The organism is Variovorax sp. GW821-FHT10D07, from assembly GCF_059415325.1.
On the sequence record NZ_JBWKMZ010000003.1, the window covers coordinates 735,540 to 752,583 of the forward strand.

The following is a 17,044-nucleotide window of genomic DNA, read 5'->3' on the forward strand; positions in this document are numbered from 1 at the left end:
GCCTCGCCGGCCCGGCGGACCGACACGAGAGAGGAAAAGGCACCGCGTGACACCGAATCCTGGCCTGCTGCCGCTGCTCGCCGAGCGCGATCCCGATGCGCCGCTCGCCTGGCGCGCCGGCGTGCCGCTGAGCACGCGCCAATTCCTGGCCGACGTGGCCCGCCTCGCGCCGCAGCTGCCGGCCCATGGCGCCGCGGTCAATCTCTGTTCCGACCGCTACGATTTCATCGTCGGCATGGCCGCGGCCCTGGTGCGTGGCCATGCCAGCCTGCTGCCGCCCGACGCGCGCGCCGACACCCTGTCGCGGCTGCGCGAATCGCATGGCGACGGGTTGTTCGCGCTGGTCGACGACCCGGCGCTGCAGACGCCCGGCATGGCGCGCCTGGTGATCGAGAAGGCGGCCGGCCCAGCGCCGAGCGATGCCGGCGGTGCTGCCGACACGGCCGCCGTGCCCATGATCGACGCCGAACGCCACGCGGCCAGCCTGCTGACCTCGGGCTCCACCGGCGCGCCCCAGCCGCATGCCAAGACCTGGCGCACGCTCACCGGCGACGTGGCGGTGGCGGTGGAACGCCTGTGCCGCGTGCTCGATCTTCCTTCGCTCGCGGGCCTGACGCTGGTCGCCACGGTGCCGGTGCAGCACAGCTACGGACTCGAATCCTCGGTGCTGCTGGCCATGCTCGGCGGCGCCGCCTTCGACAGCGGCCGGCCCTTCTTTCCGGCCGACGTGGCGCAGGCCCTGGCCTCGGTGCCGCGGCCGCGCGCGCTGGTGACCACGCCGTTCCACCTCAAGACGCTGCTGCTGTCGGGCATCGCGCTGCCCGAGGTCGACCTAATCCTCTCGGCCACCGCGCCGCTGTCGCCGCAGCTCGCCGCCCAGGCCGAGCAGGCGCTGCACGGCGTGCTGCTCGAGATCTACGGCAGCACCGAATCGGGCCAGGTCGCGATGCGCCGCACCACCGAGAGCGAGGTCTGGGAGACCTTCGGCGAGATCCGCGTGCATGCCGAGCCGGGCGGCGAGGACGGCAACGAGCGCTTCATCTTCAGCGGCGACTTCCTGCCCGAGCCGACGCCGATGGCCGACGTGCTCGAGCTGCTCGACGAGCGCCGCTTCCGGCTGTTCGGGCGCGCCAACGACCTGATCCACGTGGCCGGCCGGCGCAGCTCGCTGGCCCACCTCAACTACCACCTCAACAGCATCCCCGGCGTGGACGACGGCGCCTTCTGGCTGCCCGACGAGGTGGCCGACGGCGTGGTGCGGCCGATCGCCTTCGTGGTCGCGCCTGAGCTCACGGCGGCGGTCATCGTTGCTGCGCTGCGGCAACGGCTCGAGCCGGTCTTCGTGCCGCGGCGCGTGGTGCACGTGAAGAGTTTTCCGCGCGAGGGCACGGGCAAGCTCACGGTGCGCGCGCTGCGCGAGTTCGCGCTGGCGCAACTGGCCGAGGACGGCACGCCGGTGCGGCTTGTGCACACGGTGCCGGTCGACCATCCGGCGTTCGCCGGCCACTTTCCCGGCCAGCCGCTGCTGCCGGGCGCACTGGTGCTGGCCGAGGTGCAGGAGGCGATCCGCCGCGTGCCGGTGCTGGTGGCCCGGCTCGGCGCCAATCCCACGCTGGCCGCGGCCAAGTTCCTGGCGCCGGTGCGTCCGGGCGCCGTGCTGGCGATCGAGCTGAACCCCGAGGCCAGCGGCGGCGGTGTGCGCTTCGACGTGCGCTGCGATGGCGTGGTGGCTGTCACCGGCCGCTGGACCCCCGTGGCAGAGTCGCCGCGATGAAGCACACGGAGGCCGAGACCCGCGCGGTGAACGCCGCGGCCCGGACGGAGGCCGAGGCGGCCGACTGGACCCGTGCCCCCGAGCGCAGCAACATGCTCGCGCTGCGCTTCATCTGCTTCATGGCGATCTTCTTCGGCCGCCGCATCACGCGGCTGCTGCTGCCGCCGATCGCGCTGTACTTCCTCTTGTTCGCGCCCACGCCGCGGCGCCACATCAAGCGCTACCTGTTCCGCGCCATCGGCCCGCAGGCCGGCTGGGTCGACGGCTTCAAGCTGCTGCATGCCTTCGCCTCGACGGTGCTCGACCGGGTGTATTTCCTGCGCGGTCGCATGGACCTGTTCGACTTCCGCATGGACGGCCAGGTCGAGCTCGAGAATGCGGCGGGCGAGGGGCGCGGTGCCTTCCTGCTCGGCGCGCACGTGGGCAGCTTCGAGGCCATGGGCGCTTGCAAGCGTCAGCAGCCCGACCAGGCGCGCATGCGCCTCGCGATGCTGATGTATCCCGACAACGCGCAGCGCATCACCGCCATCCTCAACGCGATCAGCCTGCCCGAAGCGCGGCCGCACGTGATCGCGCTGGGCCGGCCGCACTCGATGCTCGCGCTGCGCGACTGGCTCGACGGCGGCGGCATGGGCGGCATGCTGGCCGACCGCACGCTGCCCGGCAGCGAGGACCAGCCGGCGCAGCAGCGCGGCAACAACATCGTGCTGCCGTTCCTGGGCCGGCCCGCCAGCTTCAACGACGGGCCGTTCCGGCTCGCGGCGCTGCTGCGGCGGCCGGTGTTCTTCATGGCCGGGGTCTACCACGGCGGTGCGCGCTACGATGTCCGCTTCGAACGCCTGGCCGACTTCGGCCAGCGCCCGGCCGATGCCGCCGAGCGCGAACGGCTGATCCGCGCCGCGGTCGAAGCCTATGTGGCGCGCCTGGAGGCGCTGTGCCGCGCCTACCCCTACAACTGGTTCAATTTCCATGATTTCTGGCTCGAAGATGCAGATGCGCCCGCGGCGGCTTGAACGGTTCATAAAGGCCCTGCTGCTCGTGCTGGCCTTCGGCGCCGCGCCGGCCTGGGCCTTCGACCTCAACGAACTGATGGGCCTGCTGGCCAAGCAGAAGAGCGGCGAGGCCCGCTTCACCGAGCAGCGCTTCGTGCACGGCCTCGAAGGCCCGCTCGATGCGCGCGGCACCTTGAGCTTCGATGCGCCCGACAAGCTGGTGCGCCGCACGCTGTCGCCGCGCGTCGAGACCATGGCGGTGGAGGGCAACACGCTGACCCTGTCGCGCGGCGGCCGCAACCGCACGCTCGCGCTCGACAGCATGCCCGAGCTGCTGGGCTTGGTCGAAGCCATGCGCGGCACGCTCAGCGGCGACGGCACCACGCTGCAGCGCTATTTCCGCAGCACCGTGACCGGTTCGGCCAGCCAGTGGGCGCTCGACCTCACGCCGATCGACAGCCGGCTCGCGGCCCAGGTGCGCAGCATGCGCATCAGCGGGCGCGCGAGCGACGTGCTCGGGCTCGAGATGGAGTTCGTCGGCGGCGACCGCTCGGTGATGAACATCGTGCCCGACCGTCCCGCGGCTGCCCCCGCACCGGCGGCGGCGCCGGCCGGGCGCGGCACGCCGTGAGCGCGACCGCGCCGCAGGGGCCGCCGAGCTGGCAGCGCCGCGCGGTGGTGCTGCTGGTTTGGGTGGCGCTGCTGCTGGCCGGCGTGTTCGAGATCTCGCGCACCCATTTCAACGCCGACCTGTCGGCCTTCCTGCCCAAGAGCCCGGATGCGCGCCAGCGCGTGCTGATCGAGCAGTTGCAAAGCGGCGTGGCCTCGCGCACCCTGATGCTGGGCCTCGAGGGTGGCACGCCCGAGGCGCGCGCGCAGGTGTCGCGCGCGATGGCGAAGAGCATGCGCGAGAGCCAGCTGTTCGACCTGATCCAGAACGGCGACACCGGCGACTGGACCGAGGCCGGCACCTGGGTGTTCCAGCACCGCTACCAGCTCTCGCCGGGCGTGGCGCCCGAGCGCTTCACGGTCGAGGGCTTGCGCGACGCGATCAACGAGACGCTGTCGATGCTCGGCACGCCGGCCGGCAACGTGATCAAGCCCTTCCTCGACCGCGATCCCACGGGCGAGACCACGCGCATCGCCGAGGAGCTGGTGCCGGCCAGCGCGCCGCGCAGCGAAGGCGGCGTGTGGATGTCGCGCACCGCGCCGCGCGCGCTGATGATCCTGACCACGCGCGCCGCCGGCAGCGACCTCGACGCGCAGGCGGTGGCGATCGCGCGCGTGCACGCGGCCCACGAGGCGGCCACGCGCGATCTGGGCGAAGCCAAGCCGCAGCTGCTGCTGACCGGCCCGCCGGTGTTCTCGGTGCTCAGCCGCGACAAGATCAAGACCGAGGCGATCCATCTCGCGATCGTCGGCGGCATCGTCATGGGCGGACTGCTGCTGCTGGCCTTCGCCTCGCCGCGCGCGCTGGTGATCGCCTTCCTGCCGGTAGCCACCGGCGTGGTGATCGGCACCGCGGCGGTCAGCTGGGTCTTCGGCTCGGTGCACGGGCTCACGCTGGGCTTCGGCAGCACGCTGATCGGCGAGACCGTCGACTACGCCATCTACTACCTGATCCAGGCGCGCGGCGCGGCCGTGCCCGGCACCGGCTGGCAGCGCTGGCGCACGGTGCACTGGCCCACGGTGCGCATCGGGCTGCTGACTTCGGTCTGCGGCTTCGCGGCGCTGGTGTTCTCGGGCTTCCCGGGCCTGGCCCAGCTCGGCGTGTTCTCGATCGCCGGCCTGGTCGCGGCCGCCGTCGCCACCCGCTACGCGCTGCCGATGCTCGCGCCCGACGGCGCCACCGGCATGGGCATGCGGCGCCAGATGGCGAGCTTCGCCGGCCTGCTGGTGCGCAACCTGCCGCGCCTGCGGTGGCCGCTGGCGGCGCTGGGCGTGGCCGCGGTGGCGCTGGTGCTGTGGCAGGGCGGCCACCTGTGGCGCGCCGACCTCAGCGCGATGAGCCCGGTGCCGCGCGCGCAGCAGCAGCTCGACGAGATGCTGCGCAACGACATCGGCACCAGCGACGGCGGCATCATCGTGATGGCCAACGGCGCCGACGCCCAGGCGGCGCTGCGCAACAACGAGGCCGCGAGCGCGAAGCTCAGCGCGCTGGTCGATCGCGGCGAGCTCGGCGGCTTCGAAACCGTGACGCGTGTGCTGCCGAGCATCGCGGCCCAGCAGGCGCGCCTGGCGAGCCTGCCCGATGCCGACACCCTGCGCACCCGCCTGGCCGAGGCCACGCAGGGCCTGCCGCTGCCGGCCAGCCGGCTCGCGCCCTTCATCGCCGACGTCGAGGCCGCGCGCCAGCTCAAGCCGGTGCAGCTCGACGAACTCCGCGAAGGCCCGCTGCGCGCGGTGGTCAGCTCGCTGATGTACGAGCGCCCGGGTGGCGGCTGGTCGACGCTGATCGCGCTGCATCCGGGGCCGAAGTTCGAGCAGGCGAAGCTCGAGGCCGCGCTCGCCGGCGTGCCCGAGGTGCAGGTGGTCGACGTAGGCCGCGAGCTCGGCAGCCTCTACCAGCGCTACCTGCACGAGGCCTTCGTGCAGGTGCTGCTCGGCGCACTGGCGGTGGTCGTGCTGCTGGGCATCTACCTGCGCTCGGGCCGGCGCCTGCTGGCGGTGTGCCAGCCGCTGCTGTTCGCCGTGATGCTCACGCTCGGCGGCATGGCCGTGATGCAGGCCGCGCTCGGCATCCTGCACCTGGTGGGGCTGCTGCTGATCGTGGCGGTGGGCTCGAACTACGCGCTGTTCTTCGACCAGTTGCGCACGACGGGCCGGGCCGACGAGGACACGCTGGCCTCGCTGATGCTCGCCAACCTGACGACCGTGGTCTCCTTCGGCCTGATCGCGATCTCCGACATTCCCGCGCTGTCGTCGATCGGCCGCGTGGTGGCGCCGGGCGCGCTGCTGGCGCTGCTGCTGTCGGCCGCCTTCGCGCGCCGCGTGACGCCACCCGCGGGCGAGGCGGGGTCTTCGGACGGCGGCACGCGCAGCTGACGCACAATCCCGCGCCATGTCGACCGCACCCGTCGTCCCCGAATCCTGGCCGTGGCCGCCGGCCATCCGCGCCAGCGCGGCCTGGCACGCAGCCGCCGTCGGCGCGGGCGTGCTGGTGCCGGGCGCCTGGCCCTGGGCCCTTGGCGCGATCGTGCTCAACCATGCGTTGATCACCGCGGCCGGGCTCACGCCGCGCAGCCGCCTGTTGGGCCCCAATGTCACGCGGCTGCCCGCGGCGGCCGTCGCGCGCCGCGAGGTGGCGATCACCATCGACGACGGCCCAGAACCCGCGGTGACGCCGCGCGTGCTCGACCTGCTCGATGCCCATGGCCAGCGCGCCACCTTCTTCTGCATCGCCGAGCGCGTGCGGGCCCAGCCGGCGCTGGCGCGCGAGATCGTGGCGCGCGGCCACAGCATCCAGAACCACACGGCGCGGCATCGGCACAACTTCTCTTTTCTCGGCCCACGCGGTTTCGCCAGCGAGATCGCGCAGGCGCAGCAGATCCTGGGCGAGGTCACGGGCCAGCGCCCGAGCTGCTTTCGCGCGCCGGCCGGGCTGCGCAACCCCTTCCTGGAGCCGGTGCTGCACCGGCTCGGCCTGTCGCTCGTGAGCTGGACCCGCCGCGGCTTCGACACCCGCGAGGGCGATGCGCAGCGCGTGCTGTCGCGCCTCACGCGGGGCCTAGCGGCCGGCGACATCCTGCTGCTGCACGACGGCAATGCCGCGCGCACCGCCCGTGGAGAACCCGTATTGCTGGAGGTACTGCCCTTGCTGCTCGACCGCCTGCGCGCCGATGGACTGCGCGCCGTGACCCTGCCCGAGGGGCTTCGGGAATGAGCGCCGTGCTCTCGACCGACGGCGCCTGGCGCGAGCTGCACGAGGCCGCCACCGATCCCTACAAAAAGGGCGGCAGCTTCGCCTGGCACTTCGCGCGCGGCAAGCTCGGGCGGGATCCGGTGTTCCGCGGCCTGCTCGAACGCGGGCTGATCGATGCACAGCATCGGCGCGTGGTCGACATCGGCTGCGGCCAGGGCCTGTTCGCGAGCCTGCTGGCCTCGATGAGCCGCATGCAGCAGCAGGGGCGCTGGCCCGCCGGCTGGGGCGCCACGCCGAGCGCCGCCGAATACACCGGCATCGAGCTGATGCCCAAGGACGTGGCGCGCGCCGAGGCCTCGATCGGCCATCTCGAGCCCGCGCCGCGGCTGCTCTGCGCCGACATGTGCGCGGCCGATCTGCCCGATTGCGACCTGGTCGTGATCCTCGACGTGCTGCACTACGTGGACCATGCCGCGCAGGAAGGCGTGCTGCGCCGCGTGCGCGATGCGCTGCGGCGCGGCGGCAGTCCCCGGGCGCGGCTGCTGCTGCGCGTGGGCGATGCCTCGAGCCGCCGCGGCTTCGCGATCAGCCAGTGGGTCGACCGCACCGTGACGCGCGTGCGCGGCCACAAGGTGTCGCCGACCTGGGGCCGTCCGCTGGCCGAATGGAAGGCGCTGCTCGAACGGCTGGGCTTCGGCGTGCAAAGCATTCCGATGAGCGAAGGCACGCCGTTCGCCAATGTGCTGCTGGTGGCCGACCTCGCACCGGAGGGCGCGCGATGACGATGAGCTTCCTGCCGCAGACGCTCGAGCGCGACGGCATCGCGCAGCGCATACCGCACCGCGGCAGCATGTGCCTGCTCGAACGGCTCGAGGGCTGGGATGCCGAGACGATCCGCTGCAGCACCACGACCCACCGCCAGGCCGACAACCCGTTGCGCACGGCCAGCGGGCTGCTGGCGCCGAATGCCGTCGAGTACGCCGCGCAGGCGATGGCGCTGCATGGCGGGCTGCTGGCGAGCGAAGGCGACAGGCCCTCGGCCGGCTTCCTCGCGAGCACGCGCAGCGTGCGCACGACGGTGGCGCGGCTCGACGAGGTCGAGGGGCGCTTGCAGGTCGAGGCGCGGCGGCTGTCGGGCGACGCCCAGCAGGTGATGTACGAGTTCTGGCTCAGGGACGGCGAAGGCCGTGCGCTGGCCGACGGCCGCGCGGTGGTGGTGCTGAACACGCCGCTGGCCCTGGACACCCCGAAGGAATCATGAGTCTCCAAGGAAAACGCGCCCTGATCACGGGCGCCAGCGGCGCGCTCGGCGCCGCCATGGCCGAGCGCTTCGCGCGCGACGGCGCGACCGTGCTGCTGCATGCGAACTCGCGTCCCGACGCGGTCGAGCAACTGGCCGCGAAGATCGCCGCGGCCGGCGGCAAGGCCGAATGCCACGTCTTCGACCTGCGCAGCGACGAGGCCTGCGCGGTCGCTTGCGCGCGCATGCTGGAGGCGGGGCCGGTGCAGGTGATCGTCAACAACGCGGGCGTGCACGACGACGCGGTGCTGCCGGGCATGCGCGCCGAGCAGTGGCACAAGGTGATCGACATCTCGCTCAACGGCTTCTTCCGCGTGACCCAGCCGCTGCTGCTGCCGATGCTGCGCACCCGCTGGGGACGCGTGCTCAACATCTCGTCGGTGGCGGCGCTGGTGGGCAACAAGGGCCAGGTGAACTACGCGGCGGCCAAGGGCGCGCTCAACAGCGCGACCAAGGCGCTGTCGCTCGAGGTGGCCTCGCGCGGCGTGACGGTGAATGCGATCGCGCCCGGGATCATCGCCTCGCCGATGGCCGACGCGGCGTTCGATCCGGCGCTGATCCAGCAGATGGTGCCCGCCAAGCGCGCCGGCAAGCCCGAAGAAGTGGCGGCGCTGGCCGCCTTCCTCGCGAGCGACGAGGCGGCCTACATCACCGGGCAGGTAATCTCGGTCAACGGTGGGATGATCTAGCTGGCGCTCAGAGCGGCAGCGTGTCGAAGGCCGCGTAGGCGGTCGCCAGCCACGACTTCACGCGCTGGCGTTCGAGCAGCCCCAGCGCGTGCGGGCCTTCGCGGTCGTTCACGGCCTTCCAGAAGCTGGTGCTCTGCGCATCGATCTTGCGCATGCTGGCCTCGTGCAGGCGCGGCAGCGCGATCACGCGCGCGCCGTTCGCGGTGGCCTTGGACATCGACTGCGACCCGAGCAGGGTGCCGAAGTCGCTGCCGCGGCCGTAGTTCTGCACCACGATGTAGTTGGGCCGCTTGCCGAAGGTGTCGACCAGCGTGCCGAGCAGGTCGGAGGAATCCTTGCCGTCGTCGAGCACGTGCCAGAAATTGACGGTGACGCCGATCTCGGCGAAGACGTCGAACAGGTCGGATTCCTTGATCCAGCGCGCCAGTGGTGCCAGCGTCTGCGCCGCGAGGTCGACGATCACGCTCTGCTGCGGATGGGTCTCGAAGCCGTTGACCACGGTGTCGAGCCCTTCGAAGCTGTCGACCACCACGGGCGAGGCGAAGCCTTCGTAGAAGCGGGTGAACGAGCTGTGCGAGCGGTCGGTGTCGAAGCCCGTGAAGGAGCGGCTGTGGTCGATGAAGTACTGGGCCAGGACCCGTGCCGTGACCGACTTGCCGACCCCGCCTTTTTCGCCGCCGATGAAATTGATGGAGCTCATGGTGTCGCTGGTAGATGTGGAAGATTCAGGAAGCCGGCGACAGTTTGCCTCAGCTTCTGGGGGCGGACTCCCGGCGCGAGGACGAATCGCCTGAATGGCCGTCGTCGACGTGGTCGTCGGGCTGGTTGTGTGGGGAGGGCGTCGCGAGGCTGCCGTCGCCGCCGATGTAGCGACGCCTCGCGGCCGTGAAGGCGGCGCTGCCGGCACCGAGCAGGCCCAGGGCGGCGCAGGCCGCGCCCGCGTCGATCAACAACTCCAGAACCACGATACCGACTCGCATGCGCCAATTCCCGTCATGTTGCGTTGAACTATGTCATCTGGGCGGGAAGCATCATCGCGGAAAGTTGTGCGCGTGTGTATCTCGTGCCTCGCGGCGATGCCGGCTCCGCCAGACCCGGGGCCTATTGGCCGCGCCGGGCCATTCCCTGCAGCAAGGGGTGGGATTGCAGGCGCTGCTGCAGCCGCGCCTTCCAGGACGCGGGCAGGGTGGAGCCGTCGATCATCGCGGGCCACTGCTCGCGCGCGCGACGCGCGGTGTCGCTGACCACGCGCCGCACTTGAGGTTCGTGCAGGCCGGCCGAGAAGCAGAAGGCGCGCACGTTGGCGGGGCTGAACAGGCCGCTGCGCCGTGGCGCGGCATTGCTCGTGGCGGGGAGCAGCGGGAGCGCATGGCCTTCGACGCCCTGCAGCGCCGCATAGGCCACGATGTCGTAGGCCGGCGCGAAGCGCGGCGAGGCGCCGTCGGGGTAAAGCACGCCGAAGTTCTTCAGGTGCGCATCGGGGTTGCCGAGCAGCTCGTTGACCGCGAGCCGGCGCACCAGCTCGAGCACGGCCTCCTCGCCGAGCGAGGGAAAGGCCCGCATCGCGAGCGCCATGTTGAGGTAGCTGCCGCCGTACTTGTGCAGCGGGTCGAAGCCCAGCACCTGCGCGAAGTCCTCGAAGTGGATGCGGCGCGCGCCTTCGCGGTCGAAGCGCGTGACCGCGAGGAACTCGGGCTCGTCGGGCAGGGCGTAGCTGTGCTCGGCCGAGATCGCCGCAAGCGGCGCGAGTTCGGCATGGCAGACCTCGACACCCGCGGCGGCGGCCATCTGCAGCGAGAGCATCTCCAGCTGCGGCATGTGCGGCCGCCCGGCCACGGGCAGCTTGGCGATCACACGCGTGCTGGCGCCGGCGCGGGTGCGCGCCACGTAGCGCCCGCCCTGGCGGCGCAGGCCCAGCTTGGGCTGCACGCCCGACACCGAGATGCCCTGCGGCATCGGCAGCTCGACCACCGACATCTCGAGCGCGTCCTGGTCCTGCGTGATGAGCCGCTGCAAGGTGGCGCGGTCCACCGACACCGGGCGCGCGCTCACCGCGCCCGGCAGGTCGCCGCCGCAGGCCGCTAGCAGCTCGAAATGGTCGTTCTCGCGGCAGCCGCGTAACTGCGCGATGTGGGTGCGCAGCACGCCTTCGGGCAGCAGGTTCTGGAAGAAGCGCGGCAACTGGCCGCCCTGCGCGTTGAACAGCGGATTCTTGATGTCGCTCCAGAGGGCCGCCTGCGAGGCGGCATCGTTCGCCACCATCGACAACGACAGCACCTCGGCCGGCGGCGTCGCGACGATCTCGGGCTCGGCCACGAAGCGACACAGGTCGGCGTACTGGAACAGCTTGCCGAAGCGGCGCGTGCCGAGCGCGATCTCGAGGATCTTGACGTTCATGGCGAGCGCTTGCGCGAGCCGCGGCGGGCCGGAGTTTCGCGTAGGTAGGGCGGCGGCTCGGGCGGCAGCGCCAAGGCGGCCACCGCGGTACCTACGCGCGTGGCAACGGGGCGGTAGCCGGCATCGGTGTCGAGCACAGCGCTGGCGCCGAAGCCCTTGGGCACCAGCTGAAGCTCGAGCCCCAGCGCATCGACCAGTGCGAGCAGCGAGGACATCTGCGGATTGCCCTGCGGCCCGAGCGCGTTGCGCACCGAACGCTCGGTCAGGCCCGAGCGCTGCGCGACCTCGGCGCCGGAGAGGCCGGAGGCCTCGCGGCGGGCGATCAGCGCGGCGATCAGTTCCTGCTTGGTCATGGAAAGATATTACCGCAAATGACCAATTCGGAAATATGTTTCCCAAGGCATCTCTGGGCCGAGGCGACGGCGGCGTGCCGTCCGCCCAGATTCAGCGCGGCACCAGCGTGAAGAAGGGCATCACCACGCCCATCACCCAGTTCTGCCCGAAATCGAGCGCCGCGCGCCGGTACTTTTCGTCGGCCTGGGCCGCCAGCAGGTCGAGCCGCGCGACCACTTTCGACAGCTCGCGGTCGGCCACGAGGTTGCGGCCGCGTTCGCTGATCTCGGTGGCCAGCAGCAGCGGCTGGCCGTCGGGGCCGGTCTTGGAGGCGATCAGCCACAGCGAGATCTCGAAGTTGCGCGCGGCCCGGTAGCTGTTCTCGGCATTGATGCCGTCGATCATGCTTTGCTCCCAGGTGTCGCCATTGGCCTGCTTGAGCATCGAGGCCCAGCCCACCACCAGTGCCGCCACGCGGTCGCCCTGGTAGCCCTGCGGCCCGGTGTCGAAGGCCAGGCGGATCGCCTCGATGCCGGTGACGCCGTGCAGCTCGGGCAGGTCGGGGCCCTGCGTCACGGCGGCCCAGGCGCGCTGGCTGGCGGCGTCCATGCTGGCGGCCGATTTGCGCCATTCGCGAGGATTGCGCCGGTAGAGCGTGGTCTGCACGCGCCGTATCGATTCGAGGTTGTCGCGCAGCGAGAGGTTGGCGATGCGGTTGGCGCTCGACTGCAGCCATTCTTGGTTGGCGTAGGGCTCGGCGCGCTGGGTGTTCTGGAACGCGCCGCAGCCGCCGAGCCCGAGCAGGGCACCGGTGCCCGCGAGCAGCCAGGCGCGGCGGTCTTTCAGGGGAGAAACCGAGGATTCGCTCATGCCCTGACGTTATCATCCACGGCTGGGGCGGCGGCCTGCTTCAAGCGGCGGGCCCGTGCAATTTTCCTTACAAATCAATACCTTGGCGTTAATTGTTGAGCCGCCTTTCAAGGCGGGGACGCACTGACCCAGGACAGGCCGACAAGTCGTGCGTCTCAATTCCATCAAGCTCTCGGGCTTCAAGTCGTTCGCCGAACCCACCAACTTCCTGCTGCCGGGCCAACTGGTCGGGGTGGTCGGGCCCAACGGTTGCGGCAAGTCGAACATCATGGATGCGGTGCGCTGGGTGCTGGGCGAGTCGCGCGCCTCGGAACTGCGCGGCGAGTCGATGCAGGACGTGATCTTCAACGGCACGACCACGCGCAAGCAGGCCAGCCGCTCGAGCGTGGAACTGGTGTTCGACAACGCCGACCACCGCGCCGGCGGCCAGTGGAACCAGTTCGGCGAAATCGCGGTGCGGCGCGTGCTCACGCGCGACGGCACCAGCAGCTACTTCATCAACAACCAGCCGGTGCGCCGGCGCGACGTGCAGGACGTGTTCCTCGGCACCGGCCTCGGCCCGCGCGCCTACGCCATCATCGGCCAGGGCACGATCAGCCGGATCATCGAATCGAAGCCCGAGGAACTGCGCCTGTTCCTCGAGGAGGCCGCGGGCGTCTCGAAGTACAAGGAACGCCGCCGCGAGACCGAGAACCGCCTGGGCGACACGCGCGAGAACCTGACCCGGGTCGAGGACATCCTGCGCGAGCTCAACGCCAACCTCGAGAAGCTCGAGAAGCAGGCCGAGGTGGCCGCGCGCTACAACGCGCTGCAAGGCGATGCCACCAAGAAGCAGCACCAGCTGTGGTTCCTCAAGCGCGCCGAGAGCGAGAGCGACAAGGCGCGCATCAAGGCCGAATCCGAGAAGGCGATCAACGACCTCGAGTCGCGCACCGCCGACCTGCGCCACATCGAGAACGAACTCGAAACCGTGCGCCAGGCCCACTACGGCGCCGGCGACCTGGTCAACCAGGCCCAGGGCAAGCTCTACGAAGCCAGTGCTGAGGTCGGCCGGCTCGAGGGCGAGATCCGCTTCGTGGTCGAGGGCCGCCAGCGCGTGGAGCAGCGGCTGGTGCAGTTGCGCGAGCAGATCGCGCAGTGGGACAACCGCCGCGTCGAGGCCGAGGCCGAGATCGAGACGCTGGCCGGGCAGGGCGTTGACGCCGAGGAACAGGCCGTGCTGCTGGCGGCCCAGCTCGAGGAGCACGACGCGCGCATGCCCGAGCTCGAGGAAGCGCAGCAGCGGGCGCAGGACCAGGCCAACGCGCAGCGCACGGCCGTCGTGCAGGTGCAGCAGCAGATCCAGGTGCTGGCCGCCGACCAGCGCAACATCGAGGAGCAGTCGCGCCAGCTCAACCAGCGCAGCGAGCGGCTGCGCGCCGACCAGAAGGGGCTGGCCGCGCCCGATGAGGCGAAGCTGGTGGCGATGCAGGAGCAGCTCGAGGCCGCGCAGGAAGCGGCCAGCGAGGCCGATGCGCGGTTGCAGGACCTGCAGGAAGCGGTGCCGCGGCTCGACGACGACCGCCGCACGCGCCAGCAGGCGGTGAACAGCGAGGGTGCGCGCCATGCCGAGCTGTCGGCGCGACTCGAGGCGCTGCGCGCGCTGCAGGAAAAGGTCAAGACCGACGGCAAGCTCGCGCCCTGGCTCGCCAAGCACGGGCTCGACGGCCTGCAGGGCCTGTGGAGCCGCATCCACATCGAACAGGGCTGGGAGAACGCGCTCGAGTCCGCGTTGCGCGAGCGCCTGGGCGCGCTCGAGGTCAGCCGGCTCGACATGGTCCGCGCCTTCGCCAACGACGCGCCGCCGGCCAAGCTGGCCTTCTACAGCCCGCCGGTCGCCGGCGTGCCCGAAGGCGCCGCCAACCTGCCGCGGCTGTCGAGCCTGCTGCGCCTCAACGACGCGGGCCAGCAGGCGCTGCTGGCCGACTGGCTGCATGGCTGCTACACCGCCGCGAGCTTCGAGGAGGCGCTGGCCCAGCGCGGCACGCTGCAGGCCGGCGAGACGATCTACGTGCAGAGCGGCCACGCCGTGAGTTCGCACGGCGTCAATTTCTACGCCCCCGATTCCGAGCAGGCCGGCCTGCTGGCGCGCCAGCGGGAAATGGAGAACCTCGACCGCCAGCTGCGCGCCCAGGCGCTGATCAGCGAAGACGCGCGTGCCGCGCTGGTGCGTGCCGAAGCCGCCTACGCCGACGCCGCGCAGCGACTGGTATCGGCACGCCGCGAAGCCGCCGACACGCAGTCGCGCGCGCACGAGCTGCAGGTCGAGACCCTGCGCCTCACGCAGCTGGCCGAACAGACCCGTGCGCGCAGCGAGCAACTCGCGGCCGACCTCGGCGAGGTCGACGCCCAGCTCGAGGAGCTGCAGGAGCGCCGCATCGCCGCCGAGGGCCGCTTCGAGGAGCTCGACATGCAACTGGCCGATAGCCAGGAGCGCCATGCCGAGCTCGACGAACGCGTGATCGAGGCTGGCCGCGCGCTGACCGCCAGCCGCGAGCAGCACCGCAGCCTGGAGCGCCAGGCGCAGGAAGCCACCTTCGCGCAGCGCACGCTCGACGCGCGCCGCGGCGAGCTCAACCGCTCGATCGAGACCGCGTCGCAGCAGACCGTGGCGCTGACCGACGAGGACGAACGCGCCCGCGGCGAACTGAGCCGGCTGTCGGACGCCGCCGCCCAGGCTGGGTTGCAGGATGCGCTGTCGCTCAAGCTCGAACGCGAGACCGCGCTGGGCGCCGCGCGCAGCCAGTACGACGACCTCACGCTCAAGCTGCGCGCGAGCGACGAGCGCCGGCTGCAGCTCGAGCGTGAACTCGATCCGCTGCGCCAGCGCATCACCGAATTCCAGCTCAAGGAGCAGGCCTCGCGCCTGGGCTTCGAGCAGTACGAACAGCTGCTGGCCGATGCCGGCGCCGACCTCGAGGCCATCGCGCTCTCGATCGAGACCGACAAGGTGCGGCTGACCGGCCTGCAGGGCGAAATCGACCGCCTGAACCGCGAGGTGGTGGCGCTCGGCGCGGTCAATCTCGCGGCGCTCGACGAGCTCGCGGTGGCGAGCGAGCGCAAGGTCTTCCTCGACGCTCAGTCGGCTGACCTCAACGAGGCGATCACCACGCTCGAGGACGCCATCCGCAAGATCGACGCCGAAACGCGCGACCTGCTCGGCGGCACCTTCAAGACCGTGAACGAGCACTTCAGCCGCATGTTCCCCGAGCTGTTCGGCGGCGGCAACGCCAAGCTGATGATGACCGGCGACGAGATCCTCGACTCCGGCGTGCAGGTGATGGCGCAGCCGCCCGGCAAGAAGAACCAGACCATCCACCTGCTGTCGGGCGGCGAGAAGGCGCTGACCGCGATCGCGCTGGTGTTCGCGATCTTCCAGCTCAATCCCGCGCCTTTCTGCCTGCTGGACGAAGTGGATGCGCCGCTGGACGACGCCAACACCGAGCGCTACGCCAAACTCGTGACCGCCATGAGCCGCGAAACCCAGTTCCTCTTCATCAGCCACAACAAGATCGCCATGGAAATGGCCGAGCAACTGATCGGCGTGACGATGCAGGAGCAGGGCGTCTCGCGCATCGTCGCGGTCGACATGGAAGCGGCGGCCTCGATGGTCGAGGCAGCCTGAGGCGCGCGCACCCATGAGCAATCTCACGCTTGCCCTGGCCATCCTCGGTGGCCTCGTCCTCGCGGCCGTGATCGGCTACGACGCCCTGCGCTCGCGCCGCAACGCACCGCGCCAGCCCGATGCGGCCGACGGCGAACCGGCCGATGCGCAGCGCGCACCGTCCGAAGACGGCTACGAGCCGGTGATGCACATCGATCCGCGCCAGGTGCCGACGCACGACCGGCACGAACCGCTGTTCGATCCCGACCTGCCGGCGCCCGGCACGCTGCCGGTGCCCACGGGCGAACGGCGCGGCGGGCTCGATCCCTTGATCGACGTGATCGCGCCGATCTCGCTCGACGGCCTGGCCTCGGGCGATGCCGCGATCGCCGCCATGCCGCCGACGCGCCGCGCGGGCAGCAAGCCGGTGGCCATCGAGGGCCTGAACGAGCACTCGCGGCAATGGGAGCCGCCCGTGCCGGGACAGCGCTACGGCGCGTTCCAGGTCGGCGTGCAACTGGCCAACCGCACCGGCGCGCTCAACGAGATCGAGTATTCCGAGTTCGTGGTGAAGGCCCAGGCCTTCGCCGACACGGTGAACGGCGCGCCCGAATTTCCCGAGATGCTCGACGAGGTGGCGCGCGCCCGCGAACTCGACCAGTTCGCCAGCGCGCACGATGCGCAACTGGGCTTCGTGCTGCGCGCGCTGCATGCGGCCTGGAGCCCGGGCTACGTGCAGCAGAACGCGGCGCGGTTGGGCTTCGTGGCCGGCATCATCCCGGGCCGCATGGTGCTGCCGACCAGCGAATTGGGCCTGCCGCCGATCCTGGGCCTGGCCTTCGACACCCAGGCCGCGCTGGCCGACGACCCGGCGCAGTCGGCGATCCGCGAACTGAGCCTGAGCCTCGACGTGCCCCAGGTCGACCGCGGCGAGCAGCCGTTCACCCGCATGCGCGAGATCGCCGCCACGCTGGCGCGCGAAATGGACGGCGTGGTGACCGACAGCGACGGCCAGCTGCTGCGCGACGAGACCATGGACGCCATCGGCGCCGACCTCGAGCAGCTCTACGACACGCTCGACGCGCGCGACCTCGCGGCGGGCTCGCCGCTGGCGCGCCGGTTGTTCAGCTAAGCCGCTCCCACCATGCACAAGGCCGCCCCGCCCGCCACGAAGCGGTCGGGCG

General features: G+C 71.2%; 15 protein-coding genes. 10 read left to right on the top strand and 5 right to left on the bottom strand.

What is annotated here, in order from left to right; all coding sequences use genetic code 11:
- Nucleotides 1–46 precede the first annotated feature (46 nt).
- Genes AC07PU_RS13855 through fabG form a run of 8 tightly spaced genes read left to right on the top strand, consistent with a single transcriptional unit; the run spans nucleotide 47 to nucleotide 8,617 of the window.
- Nucleotides 47–1,774 (top strand): AMP-binding protein, encoded by a 1,728-nt coding sequence (locus AC07PU_RS13855; RefSeq protein ID WP_495318133.1) that lies wholly within the window; start codon nucleotides 47–49, stop codon nucleotides 1,772–1,774.
- A complete protein-coding gene (locus AC07PU_RS13860) occupies nucleotides 1,771–2,787 on the top strand; it encodes a lysophospholipid acyltransferase family protein (RefSeq protein ID WP_093342166.1) in 1,017 nt (338 codons plus the stop codon). Before AC07PU_RS13855 ends, AC07PU_RS13860 begins: the two co-directional genes overlap by 4 nt.
- Nucleotides 2,762–3,397, top strand: a complete 636-nt coding sequence (locus AC07PU_RS13865; RefSeq protein WP_495318135.1) for a LolA-related protein — start codon at nucleotides 2,762–2,764, stop codon at nucleotides 3,395–3,397. The genes AC07PU_RS13860 and AC07PU_RS13865 overlap by 26 nt, the downstream gene beginning before the upstream one ends.
- Nucleotides 3,394–5,811 (top strand): MMPL family transporter, encoded by a 2,418-nt coding sequence (locus AC07PU_RS13870; RefSeq protein WP_495318137.1) that lies wholly within the window; start codon nucleotides 3,394–3,396, stop codon nucleotides 5,809–5,811. Before AC07PU_RS13865 ends, AC07PU_RS13870 begins: the two co-directional genes overlap by 4 nt.
- Nucleotides 5,812–5,827: 16 nt before the next feature.
- Complete coding sequence (locus AC07PU_RS13875; RefSeq protein WP_495318139.1) at nucleotides 5,828–6,649, top strand: polysaccharide deacetylase family protein; 822 nt, start codon at nucleotides 5,828–5,830, stop codon at nucleotides 6,647–6,649.
- Nucleotides 6,646–7,410 carry a class I SAM-dependent methyltransferase gene (locus AC07PU_RS13880; RefSeq protein WP_495318141.1) on the top strand — a complete coding sequence of 255 codons (765 nt, stop codon included), beginning with the start codon at nucleotides 6,646–6,648 and terminating at the stop codon, nucleotides 7,408–7,410. The genes AC07PU_RS13875 and AC07PU_RS13880 overlap by 4 nt, the downstream gene beginning before the upstream one ends.
- Nucleotides 7,411–7,412: 2 nt before the next feature.
- The gene (locus AC07PU_RS13885) at nucleotides 7,413–7,889 is read left to right on the top strand and encodes a hotdog family protein (RefSeq protein WP_495318310.1); all 477 of its coding nucleotides are present in this window, start codon (nucleotides 7,413–7,415) and stop codon (nucleotides 7,887–7,889) included.
- On the top strand, nucleotides 7,886–8,617 hold the full coding sequence (gene fabG / locus AC07PU_RS13890) for a 3-oxoacyl-ACP reductase FabG (RefSeq protein ID WP_495318143.1): 732 nt from the start codon (nucleotides 7,886–7,888) through the stop codon (nucleotides 8,615–8,617). Before AC07PU_RS13885 ends, fabG begins: the two co-directional genes overlap by 4 nt.
- A gap of 7 nt (nucleotides 8,618–8,624) precedes the next feature.
- On the opposite strand, the gene AC07PU_RS13895 is transcribed toward fabG, so the two are convergent.
- The 5 genes from AC07PU_RS13895 to AC07PU_RS13915 form a co-directional block, all read right to left on the bottom strand.
- Nucleotides 8,625–9,317 carry a P-loop NTPase family protein gene (locus AC07PU_RS13895; RefSeq protein ID WP_093342156.1) on the bottom strand — a complete coding sequence of 231 codons (693 nt, stop codon included), beginning with the start codon at nucleotides 9,315–9,317 and terminating at the stop codon, nucleotides 8,625–8,627.
- A gap of 49 nt (nucleotides 9,318–9,366) precedes the next feature.
- On the bottom strand, nucleotides 9,367–9,597 hold the full coding sequence (locus AC07PU_RS13900) for a hypothetical protein (protein ID WP_495318145.1): 231 nt from the start codon (nucleotides 9,595–9,597) through the stop codon (nucleotides 9,367–9,369).
- Nucleotides 9,598–9,718: 121 nt separating this feature from the next.
- Entirely contained in the window at nucleotides 9,719–11,014 is a 1,296-nt protein-coding gene (locus tag AC07PU_RS13905) for a type II toxin-antitoxin system HipA family toxin (protein ID WP_495318147.1), read from the bottom strand.
- Nucleotides 11,011–11,367: a helix-turn-helix domain-containing protein gene (locus AC07PU_RS13910; protein WP_495318149.1), complete on the bottom strand. Its 357-nt coding sequence runs from the start codon at nucleotides 11,365–11,367 to the stop codon at nucleotides 11,011–11,013. The genes AC07PU_RS13905 and AC07PU_RS13910 overlap by 4 nt, the downstream gene beginning before the upstream one ends.
- A 91-nt stretch (nucleotides 11,368–11,458) precedes the next feature.
- The gene (locus AC07PU_RS13915) at nucleotides 11,459–12,217 is read right to left on the bottom strand and encodes a hypothetical protein (protein ID WP_296782825.1); all 759 of its coding nucleotides are present in this window, start codon (nucleotides 12,215–12,217) and stop codon (nucleotides 11,459–11,461) included.
- Nucleotides 12,218–12,365: 148 nt separating this feature from the next.
- Here AC07PU_RS13915 and smc point away from each other — a divergent pair, with 148 nt between their 5' ends.
- Nucleotides 12,366–15,881, top strand: coding sequence for a chromosome segregation protein SMC (smc, locus tag AC07PU_RS13920; RefSeq protein ID WP_495318151.1), 3,516 nt, complete (start codon nucleotides 12,366–12,368; stop codon nucleotides 15,879–15,881).
- 13 nt (nucleotides 15,882–15,894) lie between these two features.
- Entirely contained in the window at nucleotides 15,895–16,992 is a 1,098-nt protein-coding gene (locus AC07PU_RS13925; RefSeq protein ID WP_093342147.1) for a cell division protein ZipA C-terminal FtsZ-binding domain-containing protein, read from the top strand.
- Nucleotides 16,993–17,044 lie beyond the last annotated feature (52 nt).